At 51.4% G+C, this 25,701-nt stretch carries 20 protein-coding genes and 1 tRNA gene; 7 read left to right on the top strand and 14 right to left on the bottom strand.

The features are described 5' to 3' along the window. Positions 1 to 61 precede the first annotated feature (61 nt). From uvrA to GBK04_RS16935, 3 genes are all read left to right on the top strand, one after another. Positions 62 to 2,902: an excinuclease ABC subunit UvrA gene (uvrA, locus tag GBK04_RS16945; RefSeq protein ID WP_152761679.1), complete on the top strand. Its 2,841-nt coding sequence runs from the start codon at positions 62 to 64 to the stop codon at positions 2,900 to 2,902. Between the two features lie 93 nt (positions 2,903 to 2,995). Beyond that, positions 2,996 to 4,324, top strand: coding sequence for a hypothetical protein (locus GBK04_RS16940; RefSeq protein ID WP_152761677.1), 1,329 nt, complete (start codon positions 2,996 to 2,998; stop codon positions 4,322 to 4,324). A gap of 112 nt (positions 4,325 to 4,436) precedes the next feature. Beyond that, entirely contained in the window at positions 4,437 to 4,787 is a 351-nt protein-coding gene (locus GBK04_RS16935) for a helix-turn-helix domain-containing protein (RefSeq protein WP_152761675.1), read from the top strand. 33 nt (positions 4,788 to 4,820) lie between these two features. Here GBK04_RS16935 and GBK04_RS16930 read toward each other — a convergent pair whose 3' ends face one another. The 4 genes from GBK04_RS16930 to GBK04_RS16915 all read right to left on the bottom strand — a co-directional run bounded on the left by GBK04_RS16930 (position 4,821) and on the right by GBK04_RS16915 (position 8,377). Then, positions 4,821 to 5,054 carry a DUF433 domain-containing protein gene (locus GBK04_RS16930; RefSeq protein ID WP_152761673.1) on the bottom strand — a complete coding sequence of 78 codons (234 nt, stop codon included), beginning with the start codon at positions 5,052 to 5,054 and terminating at the stop codon, positions 4,821 to 4,823. Positions 5,055 to 5,222: 168 nt separating this feature from the next. Continuing rightward, complete coding sequence (locus tag GBK04_RS16925) at positions 5,223 to 6,410, bottom strand: class I SAM-dependent methyltransferase (protein WP_152761671.1); 1,188 nt, start codon at positions 6,408 to 6,410, stop codon at positions 5,223 to 5,225. Between the two features lie 123 nt (positions 6,411 to 6,533). Then, a complete protein-coding gene (locus tag GBK04_RS16920) occupies positions 6,534 to 7,307 on the bottom strand; it encodes a LytR/AlgR family response regulator transcription factor (protein WP_152761669.1) in 774 nt (257 codons plus the stop codon). Then, positions 7,304 to 8,377, bottom strand: a complete 1,074-nt coding sequence (locus tag GBK04_RS16915) for a sensor histidine kinase (protein WP_152761667.1) — start codon at positions 8,375 to 8,377, stop codon at positions 7,304 to 7,306. Before GBK04_RS16915 ends, GBK04_RS16920 begins: the two co-directional genes overlap by 4 nt. A gap of 370 nt (positions 8,378 to 8,747) precedes the next feature. On the opposite strand from GBK04_RS16915, the gene GBK04_RS16910 reads away from it, so the two are divergent. Continuing rightward, positions 8,748 to 11,312 carry a TonB-dependent receptor gene (locus GBK04_RS16910; RefSeq protein ID WP_152761665.1) on the top strand — a complete coding sequence of 855 codons (2,565 nt, stop codon included), beginning with the start codon at positions 8,748 to 8,750 and terminating at the stop codon, positions 11,310 to 11,312. A gap of 145 nt (positions 11,313 to 11,457) precedes the next feature. Further along, the gene (locus GBK04_RS16905) at positions 11,458 to 12,744 is read left to right on the top strand and encodes a hypothetical protein (protein ID WP_152761663.1); all 1,287 of its coding nucleotides are present in this window, start codon (positions 11,458 to 11,460) and stop codon (positions 12,742 to 12,744) included. A 107-nt stretch (positions 12,745 to 12,851) separates the two neighbouring features. Here GBK04_RS16905 and GBK04_RS16900 read toward each other — a convergent pair whose 3' ends face one another. The 6 genes from GBK04_RS16900 to GBK04_RS16875 all read right to left on the bottom strand — a co-directional run bounded on the left by GBK04_RS16900 (position 12,852) and on the right by GBK04_RS16875 (position 21,256). Further along, complete coding sequence (locus tag GBK04_RS16900; protein ID WP_373331463.1) at positions 12,852 to 13,889, bottom strand: DUF4249 domain-containing protein; 1,038 nt, start codon at positions 13,887 to 13,889, stop codon at positions 12,852 to 12,854. Positions 13,890 to 14,078: 189 nt separating this feature from the next. Continuing rightward, positions 14,079 to 15,119, bottom strand: coding sequence for a hypothetical protein (locus GBK04_RS16895; protein WP_152761659.1), 1,041 nt, complete (start codon positions 15,117 to 15,119; stop codon positions 14,079 to 14,081). Then, complete coding sequence (locus tag GBK04_RS16890; protein WP_152761657.1) at positions 15,062 to 16,483, bottom strand: hypothetical protein; 1,422 nt, start codon at positions 16,481 to 16,483, stop codon at positions 15,062 to 15,064. The genes GBK04_RS16895 and GBK04_RS16890 overlap by 58 nt, the downstream gene beginning before the upstream one ends. Before the next feature lie 81 nt (positions 16,484 to 16,564). Further along, complete coding sequence (locus GBK04_RS16885) at positions 16,565 to 17,653, bottom strand: DUF4249 domain-containing protein (RefSeq protein WP_373331462.1); 1,089 nt, start codon at positions 17,651 to 17,653, stop codon at positions 16,565 to 16,567. A gap of 115 nt (positions 17,654 to 17,768) precedes the next feature. After that, entirely contained in the window at positions 17,769 to 20,522 is a 2,754-nt protein-coding gene (locus GBK04_RS16880) for a TonB-dependent receptor (RefSeq protein WP_152761653.1), read from the bottom strand. After that, a complete protein-coding gene (locus GBK04_RS16875) occupies positions 20,519 to 21,256 on the bottom strand; it encodes a hypothetical protein (RefSeq protein WP_152761651.1) in 738 nt (245 codons plus the stop codon). The genes GBK04_RS16880 and GBK04_RS16875 overlap by 4 nt, the downstream gene beginning before the upstream one ends. A 239-nt stretch (positions 21,257 to 21,495) precedes the next feature. On the opposite strand from GBK04_RS16875, the gene GBK04_RS16870 reads away from it, so the two are divergent. Next, positions 21,496 to 21,723, top strand: coding sequence for a hypothetical protein (locus GBK04_RS16870; protein ID WP_152761649.1), 228 nt, complete (start codon positions 21,496 to 21,498; stop codon positions 21,721 to 21,723). Positions 21,724 to 21,805: 82 nt separating this feature from the next. Here the strand turns inward: GBK04_RS16870 and GBK04_RS16865 are convergent. The 4 genes from GBK04_RS16865 to GBK04_RS16850 form a co-directional block, all read right to left on the bottom strand. Then, positions 21,806 to 21,879, bottom strand: a tRNA-Asn gene (locus GBK04_RS16865). Positions 21,880 to 22,010: 131 nt separating this feature from the next. Next, complete coding sequence (locus GBK04_RS16860) at positions 22,011 to 22,292, bottom strand: hypothetical protein (RefSeq protein ID WP_152761647.1); 282 nt, start codon at positions 22,290 to 22,292, stop codon at positions 22,011 to 22,013. Positions 22,293 to 22,347: 55 nt separating this feature from the next. Beyond that, a complete protein-coding gene (gene rsmG, locus GBK04_RS16855) occupies positions 22,348 to 22,980 on the bottom strand; it encodes a 16S rRNA (guanine(527)-N(7))-methyltransferase RsmG (RefSeq protein WP_152761645.1) in 633 nt (210 codons plus the stop codon). Positions 22,981 to 23,128: 148 nt separating this feature from the next. Continuing rightward, positions 23,129 to 24,328, bottom strand: coding sequence for a glycosyltransferase (locus GBK04_RS16850; protein WP_152761643.1), 1,200 nt, complete (start codon positions 24,326 to 24,328; stop codon positions 23,129 to 23,131). 46 nt (positions 24,329 to 24,374) lie between these two features. Here GBK04_RS16850 and tgt point away from each other — a divergent pair, with 46 nt between their 5' ends. Next, positions 24,375 to 25,508, top strand: coding sequence for a tRNA guanosine(34) transglycosylase Tgt (gene tgt / locus GBK04_RS16845; protein WP_152761641.1), 1,134 nt, complete (start codon positions 24,375 to 24,377; stop codon positions 25,506 to 25,508). Positions 25,509 to 25,701 lie beyond the last annotated feature (193 nt).

The raw sequence follows: 25,701 nt of genomic DNA, 5'->3' as shown, positions 1-25,701 counted from the left end.
CGAACCTAACCCCGTTTTTTCGGGTTACTACCAGGATAACCTAACCAGCCGAATTCCTCTTTTGAAACCACAGCATCTTCCCGACCCGACGGGCTACGACCACATCGATGTACAGGGCGCCCGCGAGCATAATCTTAAAAATATCGACGTATCCATTCCCCGCAATCAACTGGTAGTCGTGACGGGCATCAGCGGCAGCGGCAAGTCGTCGTTGGCTTTCGATACGATTTACGCCGAAGGACAGCGGCGCTACATGGAGAGCTTCTCGTCCTACGCGCGCGGCTTCATCGGCGAAATGGAGCGACCCGACGTGGACAAAATCAGCGGCCTGTCGCCCGTCATCAGCATCGAGCAGAAGACTACCTCCCGCAACCCCCGCTCCACGGTAGGTACCGTCACTGAGATCTATGACTTCCTGCGCCTGCTGTACGCGCGGGCGGGTGAGGCGTTCAGCTACGTAACGGGTCGCCGCATGGTGAAGCAGTCGCAGGACCAGATCATCGACCAGTTACTGAACCAGTTTGAAGGACAAAAAACGACCCTGCTGGCTCCCACCGTGAAGGGCCGCAAGGGCCATTATCGTGAGCTGTTCGTACAAATTGCCCGGCTAGGGTACACCAAGGTACGGGTCGATGGTGAAGTGATGGACATCGAGCCGAAGATGCAGCTGGACCGCTACAAGGTACACGATATCGAGATCGTGGTCGACCGCATCGTGCCCAAGGCCGAGGACCGCTACCGGCTCAGTCAGTCGGTGGCTACGGCGCTGAAGCAGGGCAAAGGGGCGATGATGGTGATGGACGCCAAGGACGAAGCGCAGTACTTTTCCCAAAACCTCATGGACCCTGAGTCGGGCATCAGCTACGACGATCCGGCGCCCAATTCCTTTTCGTTCAACTCGCCCTACGGCTGGTGCCCTACCTGCCAGGGGCTGGGCGTAGTGGAAGAAATCACCGAAGAATCCGTCATTCCCGACCGCTCGCTGAGCATCAGCCGGGGTGGGATCGCCCCCATGGGCGAGTACCGCGAAGCCTGGATTTTCAAGCAATTGGAGGTTTTGTTAAAAAAACACAAGGTCAGCCTCAGTACCCCGCTCGAAAAATTCCCGCCCGAAGCCATCGAACTAGTGCTCTACGGCACCGACGAACCCGTGCCGGTACCTTCCAAGAAGTATCCCGGTACCAAATGGGACACCAAGTTCGACGGCATCATCAATTTTCTGAAACGCCAGCAGGAAAACGGCACCGACAAGATTCACGATTGGCTCAAAGACTTCATGGTGATCCGCACCTGTCCCGAATGCCAGGGCGGACGGCTGCGGCAGGAGTCGCTGCACTTCAAAATCGATAACCGTAACATCGCCGAACTGGCCGAAATGGACATCCGCGAACTGGCCGACACGCTGAACGGCATCGAAGATCGGCTGGAAGATCGCCAGAAAGTCATCGCCCACGAAGTATTGAAAGAAATCCGCAAGCGGGTCGGTTTTTTGCTGGATGTGGGGCTGGACTATCTCACCCTGAACCGCGCCCTGCGTACCCTCTCCGGCGGTGAGGCGCAGCGCATCCGCCTGGCCACGCAGATCGGTACCCAACTGACGGGGGTACTCTACATCATGGACGAGCCGAGCATCGGCCTGCATCAGCGCGACAATGTGCGGCTGATTAATTCATTAAAAAACCTCCGTGACCTGGGCAACACCGTGCTGGTCGTAGAGCACGACAAGGACATGATGCTGGCCTCGGACTATATCGTGGACATCGGTCCCGGTGCCGGACGCCACGGCGGCAATATCGTGGGGCAGGGTACCCCGGACGAATTCCTGAAAAACGGCTCCACCACCGCCGACTACCTCAGCGGTCGGCAGGGCATCGAGGTACCCGAAAAACGCCGTAAAGGCAATGGCCACAAACTCGTTTTGAAAAACTGTACGGGTCACAACCTCAAAAATGTCACGCTCAAAATTCCGCTGGGTACCTTGACTTGTGTGACGGGCGTGAGTGGCAGCGGCAAGTCGTCGTTGATCCATGAAACGCTGTTCCCGCTGCTCAACCAGCATTTTTACCGATCTCGCCGCGAACCTTTAGAACATAAGTCCATCGAAGGGCTGGAACATCTGGATAAAGTAATCGAGGTAGATCAGTCGCCGATTGGCCGCACGCCGCGTTCCAATCCGGCTACCTACACCAACCTATTCACCGACATCCGCGCGCTCTACGCCGAACTCCCTGAATCCAAAATCCGGGGTTACAAGCCAGGGCGGTTCAGCTTCAATGTGAAAGGCGGGCGCTGCGAAGACTGCGAAGGAGCGGGTATGAAGAAGATCGAGATGGATTTCCTGCCCGATGTGCATATCAACTGCGAAACCTGCAAGGGAAAGCGCTTCAACCGCGAGACACTCGAGGTACGTTTCAAGGGAAAATCCGTGGCCGACGTGCTGGACATGACGGTAGAATCGGCGCTGGAATTCTTCGAAAATCAGCCGCGCATCCTACGCAAGGTTCAGACGCTGAACGACGTCGGCCTGGGGTACATCACCCTTGGCCAGCACGCCACCACGCTCTCGGGCGGCGAAGCCCAGCGCGTGAAGCTATCCGAAGAACTCTCCAAGCGCGACACCGGCAAAACGCTCTATATTCTGGACGAACCTACCACGGGCCTGCATTTCCAGGACATCCGCCATCTGCTGGCCGTGCTGCAAAAACTCGTAGATAAGGGCAACACCGTCCTCATCATCGAGCATAACATGGACGTCATCAAAGTAGCCGATTACGTCGTGGACCTCGGTCCCGAAGGCGGCGGACTCGGCGGCCAAATCATCGCCGAAGGTACCCCTGAGAAGGTAGCCAAAGTGAAGGGTAGCTATACAGGGCACTTTTTGAAGACGGAGCTGGCGGGGTAGCTTTAGGTTTGACAAGTTTTGAAACTTGTTCTGTGAGTAGACATCGGTTGACAATCGGCAGCAGCAAAAGGAATCACCAATAATAATGGGATCATGGATCAAGTAAATCTAAATTACGAAGACAATGAAAGTCGAAAGTTGAATAGAGAAGAGGATACTTTTGGAATATCTAAAATTTCACAGGTGGAAAATGATATGGCTAAGTGGACATTAGCCCATATGTGCAAAATTTTTTATGAGACATTCATAGAATATAGTCCTATTACGAGGGATGAAAGAGAACAATACTTTCAAGAGAACAACTCTCATCCCAATATTCATATTTTAAAAAATATTCTTGTTCCACTGAATGTTTATGTGATAGATAGAAATCAAAAAAAAGCAATCCTTCCCTTTGGTTTTTTGGAAGATAATGATTTCATTATTGATGAACATATTATTAGTCAAAGTACAATATACTATACTCGAAGTGAGTTCCAAAGGGACAATTTTTATTCTTTTAGCAATGCTATAAAAGGTCTCGATTTAAATAACGATGATGCTTCTCAGGTTTTTTTTATTATATTATGTGACTTATTATCAGCAAGAATTCAAGTATTTAAAAAGAACAAAACTCATCATGAAATACCAGATCTACTTGATAATCAATCTTCTTTAAATATTAACTTTTTGAAATGTTTTATTGATTTTGATAAATTGACAGATATACAGTTACATGATATTTATGAACAAGAGTATTTTTTTGAGCATTATACAGATTATAAAATATGGTGTGAATTAGATGGCCTTATTGAAAAAATATTTTCGATACAACATACAGAAATAGTCAATAATGTAGCAAATGATCTAACAAAAAAACCTCACGAAAAATTTGAATATATTTCTTCAAAAATCTTTAAATTATCTTCCAGTAAAGCTAAGCAACTTCGACTAGGAAGAACTAATAATTTGCAATACCTTGATTATGAGCTAGAAATTTTTCAGAGAGCTATCGAGCATTCAAAAAATTTAATACAATTTCAAAAACTAATACAAATGGACGAAAATCAAACAAACAATTTTTATGGTTTAGTAGGGCAATTCAATACCCATTCTACGATAAAAAACGCGAATGTAGATATGAGGTCTTCTAATCGTGAGACGAGCATAAATGAAATCAAGACTATTTTAGAAGAGCTTAAACAAGCAAATATTGATAATAAAGATTGGCAGGAGGCTTTGGTGAAATGTATTTCAGAATTTCATGAATATGAATCTTTAAATTCAGTTACAGATAAACAAGTTGTTTCAACTCGCTTGAATACATTATTTGTAAATTTAAAAGAGATAAGAGACAAATTTGAATTGATAACTTTTCCCATTGAGGTTTACTCTAAGATAGATGTAATTTTAGGTCTTTGGCATACCCTCCCATCTGCTTAAAAAAATATAGAATTTCTAATCGAGAGCTTTCGGTGTAGAGAAATGCGCTTAGTGCCTGTTTACTGGCAAATTGTCTATGCCGCAAACCAATAAAAAATGTTCAAGCCTACAAATGGATAATCTGCACAACGAGAAGCATTACAAAATGGCTCTGAGCCGGGTGTGGGAATTAATGGAAAATTCCAATAAAACGTATACAGAAGAGCAAGAAATGGATATGCTGGTCACTCTGGTGGAAGCTTACGAGGAAGTCCACATACCCATGCAGCCGAGCGATCCCATTGCTTTTTTAAAATATAAAATGGAGCAGGATGATCTCAAACAACTTGACCTTATTCCCTTTATCGGCGACAAGACCAAAGTATCCAAAGTATTGAACTATAAGCAAGAGCTCACCGTAGCCATGATCCGAAACCTAAGCAAAGGGCTGCATATCCCGATCAATTTTTTGATTCCTGCCTGAAAGCAGCCGAAATGTTATCGTCGAATAACAACTTCATATCCCTGAGATCAGTATTTTGGTACTTTCTTCCCGATTCGCCGCAAAGGCAAGCGTGGCCAAAACGTCCTCTCGGGCGAGTGAAGGAAAATCCTCAACAATTTCTTCGGTACTCATGCCACTAGCCAGCCAACCGAGCACATCCTGCACCGTGATGCGGGTACCCTTGATGCAGGGCTTCCCAAATCGAATTTCGGGATTGATACTGATTCGTTCCTGAATTTCTTTCATTTGATTTTCTTTTATTCAAAGGTACGTATTTCCTGAGCATTCGGGAAGTCGAAAACGTACTCAAGGAAAGCCCGGCCCCAGCGGCAAAATTATCGCCGAAGATTCCCCCGAGAAGGTAGCCAAGGTGAAGGGTAATCATACGGGGTACTTTATTCTATCCGTCGACATTCATGTCAAGCCCAGCAACACTTCCAGCTGATGGTACCCTACTCCAAAATACATCTTGGAAGCCTGTATTTTTTCCATGATCGCAGCCTGATCAGGGGTACCTTTCGTCCGTTTTTCGCCCACGATCAATACATTTTTGGGCGTGTGTGCATCGGAGACGAACTCAAAAATTTTGGTGGCGTAGCCGTGGTATTCCAGGAGCAGCGACCGGATGCCGTCGGTGACCATTTCGGCCTGGCGTTCCAGAAAAATGCCGTGCTTCATCAAAAAATCCAGTTCGTTTTTGACCCGGTGCTTCTCCATTTCACGACGGATCTGTTTGTGGCAACAAGGCGCGACCACGATCAGATCGGCGTCGGCGGTGATACCCTGATAGATGGCCTCATCGGTAGCCGTGTCGCAAGCGTGCAGGGCAATGAGGACGTTGATCTGTTCCTGTGGAGCGTAATTTTCGATGGTACCTTCTTCAAAATGCAACCCGTCGAAGCCGGATTTTTGGGCGATACCATTGCATAAATCCACCAAATCTTTCCGAAACTCCACACCCGTGACCTGCGCGGGTTTGCCAAGCACATTGTTCAAATAATCATAGAGTGCAAAGGTAAGGTACCCCTTGCCCGCACCCATGTCCACGATGTTTGTCTGCGGGCGCTCCGGTAGTTCTTTGAGCAGAGAGCTCAGGATTTCGATGTAATGATTGATCTGTCGGTACTTGTCCTGGGCGTTTTTATACACTTTTCCCTGTGCATCGGTGATGCCCAGCTCGGTGAGGTAAGTCTTTCCCTGGGCTTCGATTTTCCGCTGCTTCGGTTTGTCGTGTTCCAACGAGGGAAGTTCAGCCAGGGTAGGTTTGTCTATTTTCAGACTAAATCCGTCGTTCGGAGCATACTGGATTCTGACATCATGCCGAAGGGTAAACAACTGCGCCGACCGGAACCCGTGTTCCGTCAGCAGGGCACCTAGCTCGGTGATCGCGTCGTCCGGGAAATGGTTTTTGGTGATGTCCCGCGTTCGGTAGCGGTACAGAAACGAAATTTTCTCCTTCCGCTTGACAAGGACCTTTTTAAGGTAGAGGTTTTTTAGATCGGACTCTTCGCCCTGATAATCGCCAAAACTGGCTTTGATGAAAGTATTATCGGTGATACTGGCTCGGATGAAGCGGATGAATTGGGAGGTTTCGGCGGACATGGTAACGTAGAGGCTGGATTTTGGAAAAGTGAGTTTGTGAGATAATCGGGATAAGTTACGAGTGAAAACACCCACAACGGCACCAGCATTAACACATTCCTCTTCCGAAAGGTGCTTACTACCCTAGGTCCACCGGCTCACGTACTCCGAAAACGTGTCTTTGTACTGATCACTGACCGGGATGGTCGTATCACCGATCTGGATGCTGGTACGGGTGATGGCCTCTATCCGTTCTAGGTTCACGATGTAGGAGCGGTGCACGCGCATGAAGCGGTGCGCAGGGAGTTTTTCTTCCAGGCTTTTCAGGCTGGTCAGCGAAAGCAGGGGACGGGTTTCGGTCCGGAGGTGCACCTTTACGTAGTCTTTCAGGCCCTCGATGTAGAGGATGTCGCTGTACGCGACCCGGACCAGCTGGTACTCTACTTTCAGAAACAGGTATTCTTCGGGCGGTACGACAGGTGCAGGCGGCGCTTCGGCCACGGGAGCCAGACCACCCTGCTCCGCTTTCCGCACCAGATCAAAATAGGTACTGGCTTTGGTAGCAGCCCGGAGGAATTCTTCGTAGTTGAATGGTTTGAGCAGATAATCCAGCGCATCCACGCGAAAGCCTTCGAGCGCAAAATGGTTGAAAGCCGTGGTGAATACAATGCGCGGGGCGGCGGTATTCGATCCCGCCGATTTGTCCAGTACCCGCGCCAGTTCAATACCCGTCAGGTCGGGCATCTGGATATCCAGAAACAGCACGTCCACCGGCTGCTCGTGCAATCCCTGTAAGGCTTCCACCGCGCTGGAATACCGCCCGACGAGTTTCAGGAAAGGTGTTTTTTCAATAAAGGCACACACCAGCCCCAAAGCCAAAGGCTCGTCGTCGACGGCTATACAGCGTAGTGTGTTCATACGGCATCGAGTTCGAGGTGTACCTTGTATTCTTTTTCAGTCTGGTTTTCTTTCACATCCAGCTCGTAACGGCCGGGGTAGAGCAGGTCGAGGCGGCGGCGGGTATTGACCAGACCGATGCCGTTGCTTTCTTCCAGATTGGTCGATTTCTTGTCGGTAAAAAGCGTGTTGCATACCTCCACATGGATTTTGGCGCCCTCCTGGCGGATAATGATCTCGATGCGGCTGGGCTGGGTAGCGCTCACGCCATGCTTGAAGGCGTTTTCGATGAAAGGCAAGAACAACATGGGCGCGATGGGTACGTCGTGCATGGGCTCAGGCGGCGTCAACTGCACCGTCACTTTATCGGTAAGGCGCAGCTGCATGAGCTTGATGTAATCCTGCGCGAAGGCGATTTCCTGGCTTAGTTGCACCGTACCCTGCTGCGATTCGTACAGCACATAACGCATCATACGCGACAGCTTGTGCAGGGCTTCACGGGACGCTTCTACGTCAATTACCGTCAGGGCGTAGATGTTGTTGAGGGTGTTGAAGAAAAAGTGCGGATTAATCTGCGCTTTCAGGAATGAGAGTTCGGAGTCGATTCTGGCGCGTTCCAGCTTTTCGCGGAGTTCGGCATCGTGCTGCCACTTCTGCACGGCTGCCACGCTGGTACTGATGCCAATGACCATCAGCGCGGTGAGTAGTGAGAAATAGTCCAGGGAATCTTCCCGCCGCATGATTCCCGAATTGCGGACCGCTTTGAAGGCATTTTCCATGCTTTCGCGCAGGTTGACCCATATTTCCACCTGCTGGATCGAAAACGAAACCAGTAATACGGCACAGATATTCAATATGACAAACAGGCTGGTGCGGTTGAGGAAGAGGTACCGGGGTATCCAGACGCGGTAATTAATGTAGAAAACGGCCAGCAGCAGGCCGAATAGGACCGCCTGCTTGAACCAGAATTGCGTAGGTATGGTAATACGCCAAGTGAGCGGCTGCCACAGTAACAGGATCGACCCCAGCAGAGCCCACACCATGACGTGTACCAGCCACGGCATATACTTACGGTTTGAGAACGATTCCATAGTTGAGTACAATTTAGATGAGTTCGGGTGAGCTAAACGAACAGGCCCCAGCTTTATTGGGACCGATTGACTTGACAAGACTACATAGTACTTTCCAAAGAAGATATGATTAATAGATCAATGACCCCAGTATACAGACAGGCCGCGGATTTCTCTCTACGAAAATCAGCCAGGACCAACCTGAGCCGAATTGGATATTTCTATCGATAAAAAAAAGCAATTGGTCTATGCTTGTCGGCCGTTTGTCAAGTTTGGTACTTTTCCTGGCAACAAAGGCTGTTACTTTGATGTAGTAAGGGCAGTTCAACCCGAACGAATCATCTTTTGTATTTTTCTATTTTTTCCATTTTTACCCGTTAGCATAATCGCCATGAATAAGATTTGCACACTAATCACATTTTTAACCTTGGGTCTGGGTGCTTCGGCGTTCGCCCAGTTTCCTACGGGAGGCGGTCGTCCCCAGCCCGAGACCACGGCCATTCCCGGTACAGTCGATAATTCGGCCCGGGGCAACGGCAAAATCAGCGGTACTCTCATCGACTCCGTATCCAAGCAGCCCGTTGAATTCGCCTCCATCTCCCTCGTCGAAATCAAAACCAATCAGCCCGTGGATGGTACCACCACCGACGACAAGGGCAAATTCACCATCAAGAATATTGCCGATGGCGACTACAAGTTATTAATTTCTTTTATTGGCTACAAAGGCAAGCAGATACCCAATATTACTATTGGCCACCGCACAAACCTAGAATTGGACAATGTGGTGCTGGTACCTGACGTAGTGCAGCTTGACGCCGTGACTGTGACAGGCCAAACCGAACTCATTGAAGAACGTGTGGACCGACTGGTCTATAATGCCGAAAAAGACATCGCCAGCCGGGGCGGCGACGCCACCGAAGTAATGCGCAAGGTACCTATGCTGAGCGTGGATCTGGACGGTAACGTGTCGTTGCGGGGTAGCTCCAACGTGAAAGTGCTGATCAACAACAAGCCCTCTACAATCCTGGCCACCAGCGTGGCCGACGCCCTGAAGCAGATTCCTGCCGACATGATCAAGTCCGTGGAGGTAATCACTTCGCCTTCGGCCAAGTACGACGCCGAGGGTACCGCCGGAATCATCAACATCATTACCAAGAAGAACACTTTACAGGGCGCCACGCTCAACTTTGATACGGGCGTCGGCAACCGGGGTGCCAATCTAGGTCTGCGGGGTAGCTACCGCACGGGCAAGATGGGCTTCAACCTGGGCGGCTTCGGCCGGATCGGCTACAACGTGATCGGGAAAGGAGAAAACATTCAGGAAGGTACCAAAAACGGGATTCCCTTCTCGGTACGTCAGAGCACCGACTCGCGCAACAACTACTCATTTGGTTCGTATAACCTGGGCTGGGACTATGATATCACGGACAAGTCGTTCATTACGGCCAGTGTCCGGTACGGTACCCGCAATTCGAAAAATACGCAGGGTATCTCGACCCGGAATTCATTCGGCAATACCCCCGCTACCACTTCCTTCCGGGATGTGAACGTGAAAGATTTGTCCGGAACGGTGGATGTAAACGTGGACTACACACGTCAGCTGAAAAAACCGCAACAGGAATTCAGTATTCTGACGCAGTTCAGCCGCAATAACCGCACGAACAATTTCGACGCCGATCTGTTCGACTCTGCCACTTCATCCACCTTGCTGGGCCAGGAAGGCAACCGCAACGGCAGCTTCAATCAGGAAAGCACCGTGCAGCTCGACTACACCTCCCCCATCAAGAAAAACCAGCTTATCGAATTTGGGGGTAAAGGTATTTTCCGTGAGGTGAACAGTGATTTCACCTACTACAGCAACGTGACCCAGCCCCGGCAGGCCAACAGCCTCGACTACGGCCAGAACGTTGCCGCTACCTACCTCTCCTATACTTACTCGACCAAGAACAAATATACGTTCAAGGTAGGGAGCCGTTATGAGTACACCACTATCGACGCCACGCAGGGCGAAGGCAAACTGGCCATTCCTAACTATGGCAACCTGGTACCGAGTGTGAATATCTCCAAAACGCTGAAAGGCGGACGCACGATCAAGCTGGCGTACAACCGCCGTTTGCAGCGTCCCGGCATTCAGTTTTTGAACCCCAACATCAACGCCTCCAATCCCCAAAACATCACGGTGGGTAACCCCAATCTGTCGCCCGAACTGACCGATCAGTTCGAGGCCAGTACGAGCTGGTTCAAGAAGTCAGTGTACCTCAACATGTCAGTTTTCGGCCGTAATACCAACAACTCCATCGAGAGTGTACGTACCACCGACGAGCGTGGTGTAATTACGACAAGCTACGGCAACATCGGGCAAAAGCAGAACTACGGTATGAACCTGTTCGGGAACGTCACGCTGTTCTCGATCTGGCAACTGGGCGGTGGCTTCGACGGCTATTATGCCTACCTGTCCAACAACTCCAGCAACGCCGCGCTGGGCACCAGCAATTCGGGCGTGGTGGTGTCGGGCCGGGTGTTCACCAACCTGACCTTCAAAAATGGCTGGGGCTTCCAGGGCTTCGGCTTCATGCGGGGCCGCGATGTGCAGCTACAAGGTACCCAGACGGGATTCCGTATGTACAGCTTGGGAGTAAAGAAAGATTTCAGCAACAAACGCGGCAGCGTGGGTCTGGGCATGGAAAACTTCCTGCAGAAATCGTTCCGTCAGGAAACCATTCTCAAGACACCTACCTTCACCCAGACCAACGTCAACAACCTGTATAACCGGGGCTTCCGGGTAAACTTCTCTTACAAGCTGGGTAAAATGAGCTTCGACGATCAGCAACCGCGTCGCCGCCGCAAGAGCGTCAACAACGACGACCTGAAAGGCGATGGTGGTGGCGATAATAATGGAGCACAGCAAGCCGCTCCAGCCGCGGGCGGTGGAAGGCCACAAGGCGGAAACAAGTAATTTTTCAACTCCGAATCCTTATAGCACGGGTACCCCAGCAGCGGGTACCCGTGCTTTTTTGTGGTGGGGTACCCTATAAAACGGACAAGGTTTTTTGCAATCGCCAAACTCTCATATCTCATAATTCTTATCTCATATCTGAATAATGGATCGTCGTGATTTTATCCGAAGCAGTGTAGCTGGTGGCATAGGGCTGGCCTCCTTTTCGCAAAATTGGTTTGTACCTGCCGCTGAATTTCCGGTCGAGCGAATTACGGATGGTGAGCATTTCCATTGGTTTGGCTACTACGACAAATGGCAGATCGACCCTACCGGCCGCTATGCCCTGGGCATGCGGGTACCTTTCGAGGGCCGTACCCCCGAAGCGAAAGATACGATCGAGATTGGCCTGATCGATTTGCAGGATAACAACAAGTGGCGCAAGCTAGGTACCTCGAATACCTGGGGCTGGCAGCAGGGCTGTATGTTACAATGGTTGCCCGGCTCCAACGAGGAGGTGATCTGGAACGATACCGTCAGCCCTGACGGCTGGGGAACTACCTGGGGAAGCCGCATTGTCAATATCAAGACTGGTCGGGAGCGCCTTCTGCCAAAACCCATCTATGCCCTGGCGCCCAACGGCGAATTTGCGGTAGGCACCGAGTTCAACCGTATTCAGAACCTGCGGCCCGGTTACGGGTACGCAGGTCGGCCCGATCCCTACGAGAAGGAGAAAGCTCCGGCGGAAATCGGGATTTATAGGATTAATCTAAAAACGGGAAAGAGTAATCTGCTGGTGTCGCTGGCCGAAATGGCCGCCCTACCCCATCTGGGCGAATCTGTCACCGATTACTGGCACTGGTTCAACCACCTGCTGATCAGTCCTGATAATAAACGGATGCTGTTTCTCAACCGTTGGCGGCACAAGGTACAGGAGCAAGACGGGGTACCTACCACGGATTTTATCACCCGCATGGTGACGATGGACACCGAAACAGGCCAAAACCGCTACGTCATCGACCCTTCCGGCAACACGTCCCACATCATCTGGGACGGCCCCCGGCACATCCTCGGCTGGACCAAGCCCATCGGCAAGGAGTGGGGTTTCTGGCTGATGGAAGACAAAACCCAAAATTGTGTACACATTGGTGCCGAGGCCATGCCCGTCAACGGCCACAACACCTACGTACCCCACACCAACAATAAATGGGTCCTGAACGATACCTACCCTGACGCTAACCGTCTCCAGACGCTCTATCTCTACCACATTCCCACTGACCGTCGGGTGGTATTAGGCAAGTTTCTGTCGCCGCCGCAGTATAAGGGCGAGTTTCGCTGTGACCTGCATCCGCGCATCAACCAGCAGGGTACTCGTGTCTTTTTCGACTCCACCCACGAGAAGCTCGGGCGGCAGATATATAGCATCGATATTGAAAAGGTTGTGAAAGGATAGCTGATCCTGCGCTCCGGCAGCAGGTTCATCGTGGAAAATAGTCAAACCTCAATCTGATATATACCTTCGGACGAATTGCGAAAAAAATTGAATATACAGGCGCTCATCTACTTCCAAAAAGAGGGCATCTGGTTGGTTCCGCCCCGTAGACGGCAATCGCTGCAGGTAGGGGTACCCATGATGTACAGAGGTACCGGGGAATTTCCTTCGTAGTATTCCGACAGGATAAGATCGGGCGATTCAAGTATTTCGCGGGCAGTCAGCGTGTCGGTGGGCTCACAGGCCGGATTGGGGCGACCCAGGTACTCCGTAACGAACAGGCGCTGCTCCTGGCGGTTGGAGGCGCTGAAGTACCCGAACACCAGCTCCCCCGCATCACCCACCGAGCGGATGTTGCCCGTCACCTCGGCCGGCTGCGGGTCGAACAGGCTGCCCGTCCGCTCGGTCGTCTTCGACAGCGCGTTCCAGTACTCGTACTCCTGCTGCGTCAGCGCGTACTGCCTCACCAAAATGCTGTACCGCGACTGGAGCTTGCCGCTGGCCGAGGGCACGAAGGTCACCCCCTGGTCGCGGATGATGTCCTTACTGAGCTTGACCGACGTGCCCAGCACGATCGTGGTGGGGCTGGCGCTGCTCCAGCACGTGTTGATGCTCTGTTCGCGGTAAACCACATCTTTTCCCACCAGTTCGTAGACCGAGTACAGGGGCATGGAGTACTGCCAGGTCTCCTCGTAGCTCCACCGGTAGAAGCGCGTCCTGTCCTGTGGGTCGTGCGTGTTGACGTAGATTTGCACCCCCTCGCCCGCCCCCCTGACCCTGTAGGTGAGGCTGTCGATGGGCGGGTTTTTCACCACCGGCACGTAGGCCGACAGGTACTCCCTGCCGCCGCTGGTCCTGATGCGCAGCCGGTACTTTTCGCTGTCCCTGAACGTCGTAGGTGCCAGATCATACACTCCCGGGACGGCTTCGGCAAATGCAAAGGAACTTCCCTTGTCGCCCTCCACAGTGAGCTTGGCGCGTGATTCGGGCTGGGGGCCACCCTTCTCGTAGATGTTCTGGGTGCGGCTTAGCTTGATCTGGCTGCCGGCGCCGGGGGTGGTGTTCAGCGAGCCGTCGACGACCAGGTAGTGCTCGGCGTCGGTGATCTCGGGGGGGCGAAGGGCTCGACGCAGGCCTTCAGCGCCAGGACCGCCACCAGCAGGACCGCTATGTAATGTATTTTGTTTCTCACTATTCTGCCAAACTATTGATTATTAGAGCCTTTATATATACGATTTGAAACAGTATTCTTCATTTTCTTCCCATGCTTATTGTCTCACAGTTTCTATCCTCGCCTACTGCCTCACCCCCGGCTTTACCTCGAATGTAGTTTCCTTACTCCCCACCGTGCCATCGGAAGTAATGCCCTGCACCACTATCCGATAGGTACCTGTCTGGTCGGAGGTATAAAAGTCGAGGCTGGTTTTACCCTGCGCGTCGGTGGTGAGGGTAGGTGACCAATGGAGCAGATTGCGAAAATCGGGCAGACGGCTGTCACGGTTAGTGGCGTCATAACGCGGGGCGTAGAATTCTTTTTTGGATTGGGCAAACTGGTAGGAAAATACCAGTGCGCGCGGGTCGAGCTCGAAGCCGGCCAAATCGCCCTTGTAAGTAGTATAGCTGACAATCCCGGAGAACGAGCGGTGGCCCAGGTAATACAAGCCATCCACTACTTCCAGTTTCTTTACTTTCAGGGGATCGAATGCCATGATTTTGTCCGTGTCGAATACGGGTACCCCATCGAGCAGAATGAGCGGGTCGTCCTTAAAAATGCCCTGCGGAGTGATGTTGTCGACTACCCGAAAATGGAACTTGCCCTGCTGCCGCCGTACAAACACCCCCGGCACATACTCACGCATTACTTCCTCCATGGTAGGAAATCGGGTGAAGGCATCCAGGAAATATTTTTCGTCGGGTTGGCCAAAGAAAGCCAGGCTATCCACACCCACCGCCATGGAAGCGATGGGTGGCCGAGTAGTAAAGGCATTGAGGGTCTGCATATTGATGCTGCGTGTCAGCAGTTGGTCCGCATTTTCGCGACGTAACGCGTACTGTGGCCATCGTCGTGCCGAAACCTGGTCGGAGTACGGACTGCTGATCTCGACCCGGTGGGTACTATCGTGCCGGCTATCGGTCTGTACAATGATATCCTGATTATCGAACATTTTGTTGATCTCGAACCGGATATTTCCCAGCGAGTCGCTTTGGGCCACAAACAGTTTGGCATGCAGGCTGGGAGCGGCCAAGAAGGTACTGACATTCGCAGCGGGTTGTCCGGTCAGTATATTGAGTACTTTTCCCTTGATAAAATGTCCCCCGTGTTCTGGCAGGTACATCGGCTTGGGGGGGTATCCATTTCTTCCCAGCGGAACCGGCTCCATCCGTGCGTGAGCATCACCAGATCCAGCGCTTCGGCGGCTTTAGCGTCTGTTTGCCGAAAATAGGATGCCGGCGATTCTACCGTTCCTTTCAAATCGGAGGTAAGCAACAGGTAGCTATCGATGGTAGGCTGGTCGGAAACGGGTAAGGAGTCGAGTAAAAAGACCGATGTGGAAAGGGTAACAGGTGCCGCTCCCGTGACCTGCGCGGTCAGGTCGAGGTGGACTTTTTCGCGGGTCGTGTACTCACGTTTGTCCGGCAGGGCTGTAATTTCCACCGATCGGGCTGGCCGCTTGAAATACAACCGCTCACCAACGGGGCGCGCATTCTGGTCGAAAATCGTGAAGTGGGTGATGCCGTCGCCCAGCGTACCTTTGTCCACTAAAAATTCAGCTTTTCCATTCTGCAAGGTACCCCTGTCAGTATGCGCAGCCCCCAGCCCGGTATGGGCTAACAGGTATAGTCCGTCGGGAGCATTGTTTCCCGTCCTCGCGAGTACGGTTATCTTTAGCTTTTGTTCGCCAGAATCTTGTACCTGTATGGCGTAGCCTTGTTTTTGGGCAGCAGGCAGCGGATAAGTAGCCGTTTTTCCCGCCGCATCCTGGATGACAGCCCGATACTTACCCTCGTCTGCAGGCTTGAACACAAAGCTACCCATTCCGAAACGCACCGGCTGGAAGCGTAGCAAGGTATCATTTTGTTGATCGATCAGTGCACCCTTGAAATCGATTCCCTTTCCGTTAGAATCCACTGCCCGGAAAGCCACGCGGTTTTCCAATTGACCAACCAGCGCCCCACCCTCCGGAAAAAACTGTACGTCGTAGGCGGGAGTTTGCTGGCTGGCCACCGGCTGGGACATACCGGCCACAAAGGGATTGAGAACCGTAATGGGGGCTTCGAAGTAGTAGTCCGGGCTAAAATTTTTCATCCAGTTGGTGTAGCCACGCACCGTGTAGGTACCACTGGAGAGCGTAGCCGGCAGCAGCAGGTTACCTTCCCCCTGCCCGTCAGTCAGGGCTATTTTGGTTTGGGCTACCGGGTTGCCTTCTTTATCCAGAACATCCAGGTACCCTACCTTGCTCACATCGAGGGCATGGTGTGAGGTACCCTCTACGCAGTAGGCTTTGAACCACAGGGTTTCACCTACTACATAGAGCGGACGATCCAGATGAACAAAGATTTTTTCCTGTAAGGTCCGGTTCACATAGTCGGAATAGGATTTTTGAATCCGTTCCTGTGGCTGTCCTTGTCCCAGCGTAAGCAGGGGTAGGATGATGAGCAAAACAGCCTGCCCGATTTCGATTTTGATACGTTTTTTCATGCGTTCAACGCGGAAGGATTGGGTACCTTTAAATAAAAAAATAGCAAAACTGAATTTCCGGCAGGGAGTTGTATTCCTACCTCATTTCCAGAAAAGCGGTTTTTGGATCGTTCCTCCCCGCAGGCGACAGTCCGTACAGTTCACCGCTCCCATAATGTATTGCGGGATAAAAGAACCCTCGGAATAATATTCGGTCAAAATCAGATCCAGCGATTCAAGTATTTCGCGGGCGGTCAGCGTGTCGGTGGGCTCACAGGCCGGATTGGGGCGGCCCAGGTACTCCGTAACGAACAGGCGCTGCTCCTGGCGGTTGGAGGCGCTGAAGTACCCGAACACCAGCTCCCCCGCGTCACCCACCGAGCGGATGTTGCCCGTCACCTCGGCCGGCTGCGGGTCGAACAGGCTGCCCGTCCGCTCGGTCGTCTTCGACAGCGCGTTCCAGTACTCGTACTCCTGCTGCGTCAGCGCGTACTGCCTCACCAAAATGCTGTACCGCGACTGGAGCTTGCCGCTGGCCGAGGGCACGAAGGTCACCCCCTGGTCGCGGATGATGTCCTTACTGAGCTTGACCGACGTGCCCAGCACGATCGTGGTGGGGTTGGCGCTGCTCCAGCACGTGTTGATATCCTGATTTCGGAAGACGACTTCTTTTCCCACCAGTTCGTAAGCCGAGTACAGGGGCATGGAGTACTGCCAGGTCTCCTCGTAGCTCCACCGGTAGAAGCGCGTCCTGTCCTGTGGGTCGTGCGTGTTGACGTAGATTTGCACCCCCTCGCCCGCCCCCCTGACCCTGTAGGTGAGGCTGTCGATGGGCGGGTTTCTCACCACCGGCACGTAGGCCGACAGGTACTCTCTGCCGCCGCTGGTTTTGATGCGCAGCCGGTACTTTTCGCTGTCCCTGAACGTCGTAGGCGCCAGATCATACACTCCCGGGACGGCTTCGGCAAATGCAAAGGAACTCCCCTTGTCGCCCTCCACAGTGAGCTTGGCCCGCGATTCGGGCTGCGGGGCGCCCTTCTCGTAGATGTTCTGGGTGCGGCTTAGCCTGATCTGGCTGCTGGCGCCGGGGGTGGTGTTCAGCGAGCCGTCGACGACCAGGTAGTGCTCGGCGCCGGTGATCTCGGGGGGGGCGAAGGGCTCGACGCAGGCCTTCAGCGCCAGGACCGCCACCAGCAGGACCGCTATGTAATGTATTTTGTTTCTCACCGCTCTGCTGAATCGTTGATAAAGTATTGACCGAATGAATCAAGGTACCGGCTGTAAATCCCAATACCTCTTTCCCTGCCTAAAACCTAAAATTATAGGTTATTGTCGGAATCGGCTGTCCGAAAATCGAGAGTTTGTAGCCATTCACTACGCCTCCCCGCGTTTGGAAATAGACCGACGAGGGGTTTTTGCGTCCCAGCAAATTATACACGGCCACCGTCCAGGAACTGTGGGCCAGTTTTTTGATCTTATGGTTTCCCTCGATGTTCATGGACATATCGACACGATAATAGTCCGGAATACGGTACTGGTTGCGGGCGGCGTAATAAATCCGTTGTGCGCCTTCGATGGTGTACTTGCCGATAGGGGGCGTATAGGGCCGTCCCGTACTGTATGTAAAATTGAACGATACGCTGAACCGATGGCTGAGCCGGTAGTTGGTGATAGCCGTAAAATCGTGGGGCTTGTCGTAATTGCTGGGATAATAGTTACCGTCGTTGGGCGCATCGGGTGAGGTACGGTCGAGCGCCCGCAGCAACGAGCGCGAGTAGGTGTACCCTACCCAACCGTTTAGTTTTCCCGTCATTTTTCTGAGCATCAATTCAATTCCGTACGCTTTGCCCCGCGTGCTAATGACCGCAGCCTCAATGCGGGGGTTCATGATAAGTGAGTCGCCACCCTTATAATCCAGGAAATTGCGGATATTCTTGTAGTACCCCTCCACAGATAGTTCAATCTGATTGCCACGCAGGTTACGGTATAGTCCTACGGCGATCTGATCGCCCAACTGGGGTTTGATGTAGCCGTCACTCAGTTTCCAAATGTCGGTCGGCGACGCAACCATGGTGTTAGAAAGCAGGTGAATGTACTGGCGCAGAGTATTGTAGCTCACTTTCAACGACAAATCGCCCGTCAGCATCCTACGAACCGAAATCCGGTATTCAGGCCCGCCATACGTCTTGATGAATTTTCCCGCCGCGTAGCTTTGCGTACCGGCCTCATACAACTTGTCGATGGGCTGGCCCGGCAGATACTGATTGACGGTTTTGGGGCCCAAATAATTGAACACCGAAAACCGCAGCCCGGCCGTAATGAGCAGCCTGGGATTCACCTCGAAGCGGTCTTCGATGTACACGGCACTTTCCTGGCCCTGTTCCGCCTCCAGCTTGTCGGGCAGAATCAGCGATTCGCTGCTCCGGGGTTGGAAGGTACCGGGCGAGAGGCCGTAGCGAATGGTACTCAGCCCAAAATCAAGCGTGTGCCGGGCATCGAGCAGATAACTGAATTCGGCTTTCGCGCTAGCCTGTTTTATCCCGAATTTGAGATCGAAGGCATTGAGGGGTACCTGTATGCTGGCCACGGCGTACTGGTAGCTGGTGTAGGCAGCCGTGAAGGTACCATACAGCTTGGCATTGAAGGTATGTTTCCATTTGAGCGAAGCCAGCTGATTCTGATAAGCATAAATCGTATCGCCGAAGAGACGGAAACGATCCCGGCTGAGGTACCCTGTCACATATACGCTATTCTTTTCGTTGATTTCGTGGCTGATGTGGGCATTCACATCGTAAAAAGAAGCCGTACTCTTGTTGTACTCGCCCGTATCCAGCCGCTTCAACAACCAGTTGGAATACGTGGAGCGGCCACCAATGATGAAGGATGATTTATCCTTGACGATTGGCCCTTCCAGCGACAGACGGCCGGTGATAAGCCCGATGCCGCCCGAGCCTACGAATTTTTTCTTGTTGCCATCACGGCTGCTGATGTCCAGTACCGACGACAATCGTCCCCCCAGGCGTGCCGGAATCGAGCTTTTGTACAACTCCACGTCTTTCAGAATGTCGGGATTAAAGGCCGAGAAGAAACCGAACAGGTGCGAGGGATTGTACACTGTAGCGTCATTGAACAGAATTAGATTCTGGTCGGCCGAGCCACCGCGCACGTTCAAACCCACGCTGCTTTCACCCACGGATTTGACACCCGGCAAAGTCATCACGGTACGTAACAGGTCGGTTTCGCCCATGACGGTGGGTACCTGTTTGAGCGTTTTGATGGAAAGTTTCACCTGTCCCATCTGCGAACTCGCCACATTGGCATCCTGCCCGGCTTTGATCGCTACTTCTTTCAAAGCCGTCACGCTTTCAAGCACCTCGATATCCAGCTTGCCGTCGGAGTAGAGCATGATTTGTCGGAAAGTTTCGCGCATACCGATGCTTCTGACTCTCAGACGCTGACGCCCCCGGGGAATGCTGAGTGAATAATAGCCAAACACATCGGTTGTGACGCCGATCTGGGGAGAATCGATGAATACCGCCGCGCCGATGACCGGCTCGCCCGTAACGGCGTTTCGCACAAAGCCTGATACCGTGGAATTGCCGGGAGTAACGCGGACCTTCCGGGGGCCTACTTCGTATAGTTTGTTCTCCGCAGTAGCCAGTAATTTCTCCTGCTCATCACCGGGTGGCGCGTACGCAATGGCCTCCTGATTGGAGGCTTCGGTAGGGAGTTGAGTAATAATGGCCGTACCTTTAGTAACAAACACCCGGTTTTGAGAGTCGATGGCGTAGGTGTACTCGGTATCTTTGAACACCTGCGCCAGCACCGTGCGCAAGGGTTGGTTCTGTACCTGCAGATAGATCTGAAGATTATCGAGTTTGGCGGCATCGTAGTAGAAGTAATAGTCCGTCTGCCCCTCAATGGTTTTTACAAAATCCTTGAATTTGACGTCGTTGAATTGACCATTAATCAACGGCTCCGTCCTGTTCTGCCCCATGGCCGGGTACCCCGCCAGCCAACACACTGCCAGTATAACAATCAGCTCGTAAATTTTTTTCATGGCTTGGTCAGTTCATCGTAATAAGTAGCAAGACCCAGAATTGCGGCCTCCCGGTTTTCACGGAAGCTCAGCTTTTGCTCCCGCAAATATTTTTTCAAAGGTCTTTTCTGGTCTTCCAGATAGCCCAGTACTGATTTTTTGGTATGGACGGGATGGTATGTCCCTGCCTGATAAAGGTAAAATAAGTTTTTTTCCGGGAACCTGATAATGACTCTCCTTTCGCTAAGATCCTGTTGCCGCTCCTTGGTGCGACGGGCCACTAGTTTTGTTTTTCCATCATAGAGTTGGTCATAGAAGCCGGTACGCAGGCCTTCAACTCGTCCGGTGTCGGCCTCCACCCTAAGAAAGGTATGCTCCGGTATTGTGAAGTAGCGTACTTTTGGGCTCTGTAAGGCCACGTTTCCAAAACTCTGCTTGTACCGAACCACGAGCTGATCTTTCACGATATCATACAATATCGGCACATCGCGGAACAACTGTCCATCGTAGAAAACTGAACCCATTGTCCAGTTTTCGGACAGGTAAAACTGGTGATCGTCGGCTGGGCTGTCGTAGATATAGTACTGCGGACCATTATACAAATGCTGCGATTCAACGGTGGCCGAGTCGTACAGGGATAGAGCAGCCTGAACTCCCGGCGCGATTGAGGCAAGGTCCCTTGGATTCGTGACCTGACCTAAAACGCTGGTCACCAGACATAAAAGCAGGTAGAAAAGGACTGAAAACACTTTCATGCCGGAGCGTAAATCTGAATTAAGTAAACAAAGTTAACCTGATTGCGAAAATACTACATTCCGGTTTATAATCCCCGTACTTTGTCAAGCATAATTTTGTGGCAATCAGGCATTATTCTTCCGGGCTGTAGGGAAGTCAGATGCCGATAACCGGCTGGTACAGAATTTGTAGCTTAGATGCAAATTTCAACAGGGTAGGTTCCTGTTGGGCTCATCATCCTCAATCAAGCAATTCTACGATGGAAAATCAACAGCATAAAGACGAAGAAACCCAGAAGATCCTCGACGATGTCGCCGCCACCGGCCGTAATTCTAATGATGACTTTAACGAAGGAGAGGTAGACGATTATGGAATCGACAAGAGCCAGCCCGATGCCGACGACGAACTGGAAGAACGGGATATCCTCAAAGGAGGTGCAGGTACCCAAAGCGGAGACCGGAATAGGAATGATGATTTTGCCGAGTGAAAAATAATACTGTATAGACCAAAATAATATTACAAAAAAAGCCTGATAATCGTTTGATTATCAGGCTTTTAACTTTTAGTTGCTCCCGAAGCTGGGCTCGAACCAGCGACCCTCTGATTAACAGTCAGATGCTCTAACCGACTGAGCTATTCGGGAGTGTATATTGACGCACGCAAGGTGCGGGAAACAATCAGGAGAACTTACCAGGTCAGCGGCATTTCCCTCAATTGTGGGTGCAAATGTAAGGCCTTCGAAAAAACCACGCAAGTATACATGGTAATTTTTTATTAGGACTGTACCTTCTCTAACAGTAACTCCTTGACTTTCCGAGCGTCGCCCTTCGTAAAATTATTCATGATGATTTCAGCCCGCATGCGGGGAATGATCCGGATGGTGGCAAAGAATACCCCCGAGTCGATCTCTACACCGGAAATATCATTATAGAAGACGAAATTGTCCGTGCTCTTAAGGGCTTTGCGTACCTTAAAAGTGACGCCCTTTTCGCCGAAGGTGATTTCATCGGGAAACATGGGGTTCATCAGGCCGCTAGCTTTGAATCGTTGATTCATGGGTCGTTTGTGTTCAGTTAGTTGATTTTAGGGAGACTGGGCAGTTTGTGAGGGCCTACCGACTTGGCAAAGGTACGTAAAGCACTTTCTTGGTTTCAAAAAATTCTTCCTGGAAGTAATCCGCCAGATCAAAGGTGTCAACCCGCTTGCCGTATTCCTGGATTTCGTCAGTCAGGTCACCCCCTTTCAAGCACAGAACACCATTTTTGAGTTCATGGAAAGAATTGGGACTAATACCGTGCCGCACCCAGTCCATGAAGGGTGCCAGCCGCGTCACAGCGCGGCTTACAACAAACTCATAGGCGGCCCGTTCTACGTGTTCGGCCCGGGCTTTTTCGGCTACGACATTGGCCAATTGCAGAGCATCGGTCACCTCCTGTACTACTTTGATTTTCTTGCCAATGCTGTCGATCAAGTGGAAATGCGCCTGCGGAAATAAAATCGCGAGCGGAATCCCCGGGAATCCACCACCCGTACCTACATCCAGCACCGTAGTACCCGGCTTGAACTGGACCACCTGCGCAATCCCCAGCGAATGCAGTACATGCCGTTCGTACAGGGTAGCAATGTCCTTTCGCGAAATGACATTGATTTGAGCATTCCAGAAACCATACAACTCTTCTAATTGGGCAAATTGCCCGCGCTGTCGTTCAGTAAGATTTGGGAAGTATTTGAGTAGTATATCCATAAAAACTGCATTCTGGGTTCAGGTTCTTTTTTCTGAATCCTTAATTTCTAATAAAGCAGGCAAAGTGAAGCGATGCTTTTTAATAAGGTACCCTCAATAAAAAACACGCAGGGGTTTGAACTCAAAAAATCGAATTGAGCAGGTACCTTCATCGCCAAAGTACCTTCTTCTTACGTGATAATATCAATCCGCTCATGCCGACATAATAAATAAAGAATGCTATATCCATACCAATGAAACTCAACCAGTTCACAGTGCGGTCGAGCCGACTGTTGATGCCGCCCAATACAATTAACTGCACCAGCCAGCGCAGGGCGAACACCGCACCCAGGATTTGCAGGAGCAACGTATCGTGGCTGAACAGCCCCCATAACAAGGTGGCAATGCCGACAAACCAGGTACCTGTATGCGAACCCGAAAGCAGGCCCAGCCGTAGCTTGTTGCCGCGCTGGTAGTAATTGCCCACCGACAAATGTCTTCTCTTCTGCCGCAGCCAATCACTCCACGTTGTTTTGGGAATGGAGTATACGAAGGATTCCGGATCGAGATTGATGCTGGTATTGGTGCGGGTAGCGGCTTGGTTCATAAAAAGATCGTCATCGCCTCCCAGGATGTGTTTATGTTGGTAAAATCCCTTATGCTCGAAAAAGAGCCGGGTGCGGTACATCAGATTCCGACCCACCCCCATGTAAGGCCAACCCGCCCGAGCCAGCGAAAGATACTGAATGGCGGTATAAAATGTTTCACACCGAATGAACCAGTTGAGCAAGCCCTTTTCCTTATAATAGGGCGAAAAGCCCAGCACAATCTCCTTGTCCGGACCGAGCTGCCCTACCATGCTCGCAATCCAATCGGTGCCTATAGGACGGCAATCGGCATCGGTCATTAGCGCCAAGGGGTACCTGGCGTGTTTCATGCCTACAGTAAGGGCGTATTTTTTGGCCGTAATGTGGGGGAATTCCTTGTCGATCCGGATGAAGCGTACGTGTCGCCATTGATCGGCATGCTCCTTCAGAAAATCCTCCGTCCCGTCCTGGGAGCGGTCGTCAAGCACCACGATCTCGAACAGAGGGTACTCCTGCGCATTGAGCAGCGGTAGCAGTTCCCGTAGGTTTTCCAGTTCATTCCAAGCGCACACCAGCACCGAAACTCCCTCCGGAGCGCCCGCGTAAGCAGCGGTAGGAGGATCATGTCGCATTAACTTTGAAAATACAAACAGGTAGTAAAAAAGTTGAATGAAAACGAATATTCCAAGAAGGGCTAGTAGAATTTCGGTCACGCAGGAGGAGGGATAAAAGCTGGATTTTTTGGCAAATATACGTCCCTTGTCAGGAATGTTCACGGACATAGCCGTATTTTTGCGGCCCGATCTTCCGGCGTAAGCAGCATAACGAATGAAGTTTTTTCTTGAAAATAGCGATGTCCACTCCCAGGCCCGCGCAGGCCGTATCGAAACCGCCCACGGTTCTATTCAGACGCCCATCTTTATGCCCGTCGGCACGGCGGGTACGGTCAAGGCCGTGCACCAGCGCGAGTTGCGTGACGACATCAAGGCACAGATCATCCTGGGCAATACTTACCATCTTTACCTGCGTCCGGGGCTGGATATTATCCAGCAAGCGGGCGGACTTCACCGTTTCAACGGCTGGGAATATCCGATTTTGACCGATAGCGGCGGTTATCAGGTCTATTCTCTCGCGGGTACCGGGCGTAAAATCAACGATAAAGGTGTAGAATTTAAGTCCCACATTGACGGCTCTCTCCACACTTTTACTCCGGAAGGAGTTATGGATATTCAGCGGCTGATTGGCGCTGATATCATCATGGCTTTTGATGAATGTACCCCCTACCCCTGCGACTATACCTATGCCCGTACCTCCATGGAACTTACTCACCGCTGGTTGCAGCGGTGTTGCACGCGCTTCGACACCACGGAAGGGCTCTATGGTTACGAGCAGTCCCTTTTCCCAATAGTACAAGGCAGTGTCTATAAAGATCTTAGGCAAAAGTCGGCCGAAACGATCGCCTCCTTCGGGCGTGAGGGTAATGCCATCGGGGGTCTATCAGTAGGAGAGCCAGCCGAAATAATGTATGAGCTAACCGAGACTGTCTGTGCCATTCTGCCCCATGACAAGCCACGTTATCTGATGGGAGTAGGTACGCCAGCCAATATTCTGGAGTGCATTTCGCTGGGAGTGGACATGTTCGATTGTGTCATGCCTACACGCAATGCCCGCAATGGTATGCTTTTTACAACAGAAGGCATACTGAATATCCGGAATGAAAAGTGGAGGGACGATTTCAGCCCGATCGACGAAAGCTTGGGTGGGTATGTAAGTAGCGTTTACTCGAAAGCGTACCTGCGCCATCTAATAAAATCCAATGAAATGCTGGGGGCCCAAATTGCGAGTGTTCACAACCTCACTTTTTACCTCTGGCTGGTAGCCGAAGCCCGTCAGAAAATCATAACCGGAGAGTTTAGAGCGTGGAAGGAAGCAATGGTAAAAAAAGTAATGCAGCGGCTTTGAATGTTTATAATCCAAGACGTTTTTAGTTTTTTTTTTTCATATTGCACCACATATAATCTAATTTTAGGAATCAATTATTGTTGGTTAACTCGTTTTGTTACCCTACTTTTGTTGCAGACTAGTACCAACGGCAGGCCTGAAAGAAAAGGTTGTAACTTTTAGAAGAATCCTTGTTCATCAAATAACGTTAATT

The sequence above is a fragment of the Salmonirosea aquatica genome (assembly GCF_009296315.1).
GTDB classification, from domain to species: domain Bacteria; phylum Bacteroidota; class Bacteroidia; order Cytophagales; family Spirosomataceae; genus Salmonirosea; species Salmonirosea aquatica.
This window is presented reverse-complemented; position numbering and strand designations above follow the sequence as displayed.